The sequence below is a fragment of the Billgrantia sp. Q4P2 genome, from assembly GCF_052806135.1.
The window spans coordinates 38,799-46,470 of the sequence record NZ_JBRBAI010000019.1 but is presented as its reverse complement, the minus strand read 5'-3'; the positions used below and the strand labels follow the sequence as shown (position 1 = coordinate 46,470).

Below are 7,672 nucleotides of genomic sequence, written 5' to 3'. Positions count from 1 at the left end.
CGGGCTTCGGGCTTCGGGCTTCGGGCTTCGGGCTTCGGGCTTCGGGCTTCGGGCTTCGGGCTTCGGGCTTCGGGCTTCGGGCTTCGGGCTTCGGGCTTCGGGCTTCGGCAGCAAGCTTAACCTATGGCTCGCAGCTCGTAGCCCGCCGCTCGTGGCCCGTCACTTACCCTTTCTTGCGGATTCCCTGCCCCGGCAGCCGTTCGCGGTCGTGCAGGCGCTCGAAGTCGAGCAGCGGCCCTTTCGGCACGATGCGAGTCGGGTTGATGGTGTCGTGGCTGTAGTAGTAGTGGCGCTTGATGTGTTCCATATTCACCGTCTCGGCCACGCCCGGCCATTGGTACAGCTCGCGCAGGTAGTTCGAAAGGTTGGGATAGTCCTCAATGCGCCTGAAGTTGCACTTGAAGTGGCCGTAGTAGACGGCATCGAAGCGCACCAAGGTGGTGAACAGGCGAACGTCGGCTTCGGTGAGCCACTCGCCGGCCAGGTAGCGGTTCTCGGCCAGGCGCGCCTCGACGCGGTCGAGCGACTCGAACAGCGCCGTCACATGCTTCTCGTAAACGGCCTGCTCGGTAGCGAAGCCCGACTTGTAGACGCCGTTGTTGATGTGCTCGTAGACATCCTCGTTGACCGCATCGATGGTCTTGCGCAGGTCTGCGGGGTAGAAGTCAAACCGGTTACCGGTCACTTCGTCGAAGGCCTCGTTGAAAATACGCACCAGTTCGGCCGATTCGTTGTTGACGATGCGTCCTTCCTGCTTGTCCCACAACACCGGCACCGTGACCCGGCCGGTGTAGTGCGGATCGGTCCGGGTATAGAGTTCGCGGTGGTACTCGATGCCGTTGACCGGATCACCGCTGGAGCCTTCCCCCTCATGGTAGGTCCAGCCCTGGTCGAGCATCAGCGGGCTGACGTAGGAAACACCGATCAACTCGTCCAGCCCCTTGAGCTTGCGCATGATCAGGGTGCGGTGTGCCCAGGGACAGGCCAGCGAGACATAGAGATGAAAGCGCCCCGCTTCGGCCGGCACGGCGCGCTGCCCGTCGGGACCCGGGCTGCCGTCACGGGTCACCCAGTCGCGCAGCTTGGCCGATTCGCGCACGAACTCGCCGCCATGCGTCTTGGTGTCGTACCACTGGTCGTGCCACTTGCCGTCGATCAACAGGCCCATCACGTCCTCCAATAGCGGGTCATGTAGCTAGCCAGGGTAAACCGACCAGCCTATCGCTCAAGCGCAGTTTTTCCGCCCTTCACATCGAAAAAAGCGAACGATCACTCCTGCCCCGGACAGGTACTGGCCACCGCTTCATGGAGTGCCCGGGCCATGGCATGGGTCGCAGGCCCCGCCCGATCGCGATCGCGAAAGATCATTTGCATGGGCACTTCGCGGACACCACCGGCCGCAAGCGGCAGCGGACGCAGCACGCCGCTTTCCAGGTCGTCATGGATGCGCGTCTCGGGCAGCCAGGCGAACCCCAGGCCACGCCGAACCATGTCGATGGAAGTCTCGAGATGGCTCACCGTCCAGCGCTGTTCCGCCTTGAGCCAGCCGGCATCCATCGACTGGCGCAGCGCCGAGTCGCGTACCACCAGCTGACGATGACGCTGCAGATCGCGCAGATCGAGTTCGCGATCGAGCGCGTGCAGCTCGTGCTCGCGATGGGCCACGGCAATGAAGCGAATCGTGACCAGCGGCTCACCGAGAAAGCCCTGCGCCGCCAGCCCCGAGATGGCCAGGTCGGCACGGCCGTCATAAAGCATTTCGATACCGCCATTGAGCACCGTCTCGTGGAGCTGCACGCGAACATAGGGGTAGTCGGCAGAGAAACGGCTCAACGCTGCCGCCAAGGCACCGGTGGGAAATATCTGATCGATCGACAATACCACTTCGGCCTCGAGCCCTTCGGCGAGGCGACCGGCAACGTCCTCCAGCGCCGCGGCGCTCTCGATCAGCTGGCGCGCCCGGCGCAAGAGCATCTCGCCGGCCTCGGTCAGACGCACCCGGCGCCCCACCGGCTCCAGCACTCTGACGCCGAGTTGTTCCTCGAGCTTGTGCACGGCATGGTTGAGGGTCGAGGGGCTCTTGTGGACCGCCTCGGCGGCCCGGGCAAAGCCACCATGGTCGACGACCGCCGCAAGCATCTGCCACTGGGCCAGGGTGACACGAGACATATTCGACTTCCTCGAATGAAAACTGCAAAACGTTGCGCTTCATCTTCGAAAAATACGGTCTAGAATGCCAGATATTATCCACTTCGGGAGACCAGACCATGGTCACCAGCCCCAGCCTTCGGCGCATCGAAGGCCTGATCCAAAGCCACCCCAGCCAGGATGGCGACGGTGTCCACATCCAGCGAATTCACCGCTTCGACGGTGAACTCGACCCCTTCCTGATGCTCGACGAACTCGGCTCCGACCGGCCCGACGACTATATCGGCGGTTTTCCGCCGCACCCACACCGCGGCATCCAGACGCTCACCTACATCATCCATGGCGGCATCACTCACGAAGATCACCTGGGGCACAGCAGCACCATCCAGGCCGGCGACGCCCAGTGGATGCACACCGGCCGCGGCATCGTCCACTCCGAAATGCCGCTGACCGACAGCCAGGGCCTGCATGGTTTCCAGCTGTGGCTCAACCTGGCGGCGCGGGAAAAGCTCAGCGAGGCACGCTACCGTGACGTACGCAGCGGCGAGATGCCGCGGCTGGAAGAAAGAAGCGCCGAACTGATTGCACTGGGCGGCAACTGGACGACGCAGCGTGGCGATAGTATCGCGGGTCCACTGGACTCTCTGGCGGGTGATGGCGCCGTGGCCCATGCTCGGTTCGGGGCCGGCGGAGAAATGACGCTCGTGGCAAGCAGTGAGACGCTGGCCGTGTACGTCTTCGAAGGCACACTGCAGATCGCCGGCGAGGATGTTGCGCCCGGCCAGCTGGCCCGACTGGGAAGCGGCGATACGCTGGCTCTCTCCAGCCGTAATGGTGCGCAGTGCCTGGTGCTTGCCGGCACACCCCATGGTGAACCGATTGTCCACTACGGGCCCTTCGTGATGAACCACACGCACGAAATCGATCAGGCACTGCGCGATTATCGCAACGGCACCTTTACCGGCTGAGCGTCCCCTTCACCCGACACTTTTTTACCAAAAGGGGTTGCCTTGCCCCTTTTCTTCACGTTCAATGAACAATTGTTGAACAGTGTTCGACAATGCAGTTACGGCCCAGAACCTAGCGAGAGAAGTTCTGGGCTGCACCTTGCTGTATGCATGTACAGTCTAGGCAGGCCATATATCATGGGTTAAGGTTCCCGTGCCTTTTTATATTCTTGTCATCTTTTTTTATGGCCGATACACATGTTGCGAATCCTCCATTCGCTGCCTCGCACACATAAGTTACTACTGTTACCCGTCGCCACCATGGTGACCGTGCTAGGCGTGCAAAAGATCGTTACCGTCGTCGAGAATACCCAGCGACAGGGCCAAGTGCCCGAAACCGTTCTCTTTCCCCTGTCGCCAGAGGCCCATCCCGGCCTCCCCGCTCTCAACAGCGAACGCTACTCCGTCGCCGATGCCATCGAAATCGCCACCCAGGCCATCGACGCCACCCGTGACTACATTCCTCTCTCTCAGCTGAAGCCGAGCGAGATCGTCGACCTTTCCGGGGTCACCGTGGCCCAGGCAGGGCCAACGGCGACGCCCGCTCCGGCCGCTATCGAGCTCGATGCCGCTACCGCTCGCCTTCCCGCCACAACCAGCGATGACAGCGGTATCGAACTGGTAACGGAGCTGGATCCTGGCGCACTGCACATGGCCATGGTGATCGGCACCCTGGCCAGCGGCATGCTCGACGATACCTATACCGACGATGAGGCGCTGGCTGCCGACGCGACCTCCTACGAAGATTATCCGGACGAGGAGCTGGCGCTGTTCGAAGATGGGCCGATCCATTTCGACCATGAGATTGCCGCCGCCGAACCCTACGTGCCGGAGTGGCGCACCTACACCGTACAGCAGGGCGATACCTTCGCCGTGCTGGCCCAGAACGAACTCGGCCTGGGCTACAGCGAGGCGATGCGCCTGCTCGACAGCATGCCCGACAAGCGCCTGCTTACCCACTGGCGAGTCGGCAATACCTTCGAATATCAGCTCGACGAGCAGGAACGCCTGCTCGCCATGCGAATCATGAAGAACGCCCGCGAGGGCTTCATGCTCGAGCGTGACGAGGATGGCTTCGACGTTGCCACCATCGAGCGCGCCGGCGAGGCCACCCAACGCCTGTTCGCCGGCAGCGTGAGCGGCAGCTTCGCTCGCTCCGCCCAGGCCACCGGCCTCTCCAGCACCGAAGTGGCACAAGTGTCACGCCTGCTGGAGAAGAAACTCGATTTCCGCCGCGACACCCGCCGCGGCGACGAATTCCAGGTGCTGATCGAATCCGACATCATCGACGGAGCGAGCTTCGACGCCCGTGTGCTGGCCATCCAGTATCAGGGCGCTCGCATGGACCTGACGCTGGTGCGCAACAGCGCCGACAACAATTTCTATACCCCCGATGGCCAGAGCCTCGACCCCGCCTTCAGCCGCTATCCGTTCGAAGGCAGCTACCGCATGAGTTCCAGCTTCAACCCGCGCCGTACCCATCCGGTGACCGGTCGCGTGAGCCCGCATCGCGGTACCGACTGGGCCATGCCCATCGGTACACCGGTCATCGCCCCGGCGGACGGTCGCGTCGAAAAGGTCGGCAACCACCCGGTGGCGGGTCGCTATATCGTGGTGCGCCATGACAACGGGTATCGCACGCGCTACCTGCACCTTTCGCGTGCGATGGTGAATCGCGGCGATCGCGTCTCGATGGGCGAGCGCATTGCCTTGTCGGGCAATACCGGGCGCAGCACCGGCCCTCACCTGCACTATGAAGTCATCGTCAACAACAACGCCGTCGATGCCATGAAGGTCGAGCTGCCGGAAAGCCAGAGCCTCGAAGGCGAACGCCTGATGGCTTTCCAGCGCGAAGCAGAGCCGCTGCTCGCCGCACTGCGTTCCGGCCAGACCGGGCCGGTAGTGGCCCAGGCCTCGGCCGACGACGAACGCGACGACGACTGATCAGCGCGGCTACATCGCAGCATGCCACATGACGCCCTGCTCTTCAGCAGGGCGTCGTTTCTTGAACGGAGCCCTTGCCCACCCAACCCATGCGCCGCACCTCTCCTGCTCCACCGCCGCCCAACGGCAGCCGCATCGCGGCCTTCTTCGGCGTATTCCGCTACAGCCGCCGTGCGCTGACGCTGGTATGGCAGACCTCACGCGCGCTCACCCTCGGGCTTGCAGTCTGCACCTTGATCGCCGGGGTACTGCCGGCGGTGGCCGCCTGGCTCGGCCAGTTGATCGTCGACTCGGTGGTCGAGGCCATGGCCTATCACCGCGAGACCGGTGCCGCATTGACCTTCGAGAGCGCCTGGCCGGTGATGCGCTACGTGCTGGCGGAAGCCGGCGTTATCGCCGCCATCGCCCTGGCCCAGCGCGGGCTCTCGGCACAGCAGTCCTTGTTGAGGGCGCTGCTGGGGCAGAAGGTCAACGTCATGATCCTGGAGAAGGCGGGTACGCTCTCGCTCACCCAGTTCGAGGACTCCGAGTTCTACGACAAGCTCACCCGGGCACGCCGCGAGGCCTCGATTCGCCCGCTGGGCCTGGTCAACAAGACCTTCGCGCTGCTGCAGAACGCCATCTCGCTGGTCAGCTTCGGCGTGCTGCTGGTGCAGTTCTCACCCTGGGCGATCCTGATCCTGGTGCTCGGCGCCCTGCCGGTGTTCGTCTCCGAGGCCAAGTTCTCCGGCGATGCCTTCCGTCTGTTCCGCTGGCGCTCGCCCCAGACCCGCATGCAGATCTATCTGGAAACCGTGCTGGCCCGCGAAGACAGCATCAAGGAGGTCAAGCTGTTCGGGCTGGAGCCGCTGCTACTCGAGCGCTACCGCAAGATCTTCGATACTCTCTACGGCGAAGACCGCCGCTTGACCATCCGCCGCGAGACCTGGGGCTTCCTGCTCGGCCTGCTGGGCACGCTGGCATTCTACGGCGCCTATGCCTGGGTCGTGGTGGAGACGATCACGGGTACGCTGACCCTGGGCGAGATGACCATGTACCTGATGGTGTTCAAGCAGGGCCAGGCAGCACTCTCCGCCAGCCTCACCTCGATCAGCGGCATGTACGAGGACAACCTCTACCTGTCGAACCTCTACGAATACCTGGAGCAGCCGGTGGCACCCGAGGGTGGCACCCTGAGCGAAGGCGCACGGCCCGGCGACGGCATTCGCTTCGAGCGGGTCGGCTTCACCTATCCCGGTGCCGAACAGCCGGCCCTGCATGACATTTCCCTGCATGTGGCGCCGGGGCAGAGCCTGGCCCTGGTCGGCGCCAACGGCTCCGGCAAGACCACGCTGATCAAGCTGCTGACTCGCCTCTACGAACCCAGCGAAGGCCGCATCCTGCTCGACGGCAGCGACCTGCGCGAGTGGGACCTGGCCACCCTGCGCCGGCGCATCGGCGTGATCTTCCAGGACTTCGTGCGCTATCAGCTCAAGGTGGGCGAGAACCTCGGTGCCGGCGACGTCGAGGCCTTCGCCGACGAAGCACGCTGGCGGGAGGCCGCCGAGCGCGGCCTGGCAGACGAATTCATCCGCACCATGCCCGGCGGCTACCACACCCAGTTGGGGCGCTGGTTCAAGGGCGGCCAGGAACTCTCCGGCGGCCAGTGGCAGAAGATCGCCCTGGCGCGGGCCTACATGCGCGAGAGCGCCGACATCCTGGTGCTCGACGAGCCCACCGCAGCGATGGACGCCGCCGCCGAAGCGGCGGTCTACGCCGACTTCCGCGAGCATCGCCGCGACAAGATGACCATCCTCATCTCGCACCGCTTCTCCACGGTGCGCGCCGCCGACCAGATCCTCGTGATCGACGACGGTCAAGTCATCGAGCGCGGCGACCACGACAGCCTGATGGCCCAGAACGGGCGCTATGCGCGGCTGTTCCGGCTGCAGGCCGAGGGCTATCGCTAGGCTCTACCCGAATATCGCCTCCATCCGTTGACGCTTGTTGAGCGATTGGCTATAACGGAAGAGTCGCATCGTCGATGCGGCACAATCCCAACCAATCCCCTCAATCGAGACGCGTTCCTCATGCGGCTACTTCCAGGCAACAAGGCAAATTGGCAACATCGCGTATTCATTAACGCGATGCGTACCTGTTTGCTGCTGCCGTGGGCCGGCCGTCGAAACGACGACATTTGAAGGACGCTGGCCGCGGCACTTGTCGCGGCCAAGCCTGGATAGCACTTTTCCCACCCGTCGCGCACAAGTTCCCGGCCTCCACTCAAGGAGACCGAGATCATGGCAGCACTACACATTACCCGTCGCCTGCTTCGCGCCGTACGCAGCTTCTACGCCAATCGTCAGCGCGATGCCCTGCTGCGCGACTGCGACCCACGCATGCTCAAGGATATCGGCCTGCGCTGGGAACGCGGCAAGCTGGTGCCGATCAACCCGGAACGCTTCACCCCCAAGAGTAGAGCCGTTGCGGCTTCCAGCACCGCACCCGGTGAAAGCGAAAGTCCCGGCGAGGTCTGCCCGCGCTGTGGAGCGCGCCTGGCTTAGCCAAGGCCCCGGTCACAGGAAGTGACCGGG

General features: G+C 63.8%; 6 protein-coding genes. 4 read left to right on the top strand and 2 right to left on the bottom strand.

The window, feature by feature from the left end; genetic code table 11:
• Positions 1–163: 163 nt before the first annotated feature.
• Positions 164–1,168: a glutathione S-transferase family protein gene (locus ACUY1T_RS21135; protein ID WP_446025542.1), complete on the bottom strand. Its 1,005-nt coding sequence runs from the start codon at positions 1,166–1,168 to the stop codon at positions 164–166.
• A 101-nt stretch (positions 1,169–1,269) separates the two neighbouring features.
• Entirely contained in the window at positions 1,270–2,169 is a 900-nt protein-coding gene (locus ACUY1T_RS21130) for a LysR family transcriptional regulator (RefSeq protein WP_446025541.1), read from the bottom strand.
• 98 nt (positions 2,170–2,267) lie between these two features.
• Here ACUY1T_RS21130 and ACUY1T_RS21125 point away from each other — a divergent pair, with 98 nt between their 5' ends.
• The 4 genes from ACUY1T_RS21125 to ACUY1T_RS21110 all read left to right on the top strand — a co-directional run bounded on the left by ACUY1T_RS21125 (position 2,268) and on the right by ACUY1T_RS21110 (position 7,642).
• On the top strand, positions 2,268–3,116 hold the full coding sequence (locus tag ACUY1T_RS21125) for a pirin family protein (protein ID WP_446025540.1): 849 nt from the start codon (positions 2,268–2,270) through the stop codon (positions 3,114–3,116).
• Between the two features lie 237 nt (positions 3,117–3,353).
• Entirely contained in the window at positions 3,354–5,099 is a 1,746-nt protein-coding gene (locus tag ACUY1T_RS21120; protein ID WP_446025539.1) for a peptidoglycan DD-metalloendopeptidase family protein, read from the top strand.
• An 89-nt stretch (positions 5,100–5,188) separates the two neighbouring features.
• A complete protein-coding gene (locus ACUY1T_RS21115) occupies positions 5,189–7,048 on the top strand; it encodes an ABC transporter ATP-binding protein (protein ID WP_446025544.1) in 1,860 nt (619 codons plus the stop codon).
• A 330-nt stretch (positions 7,049–7,378) separates the two neighbouring features.
• Positions 7,379–7,642, top strand: a complete 264-nt coding sequence (locus tag ACUY1T_RS21110) for a hypothetical protein (RefSeq protein WP_446025538.1) — start codon at positions 7,379–7,381, stop codon at positions 7,640–7,642.
• Positions 7,643–7,672: the final 30 nt, after the last annotated feature.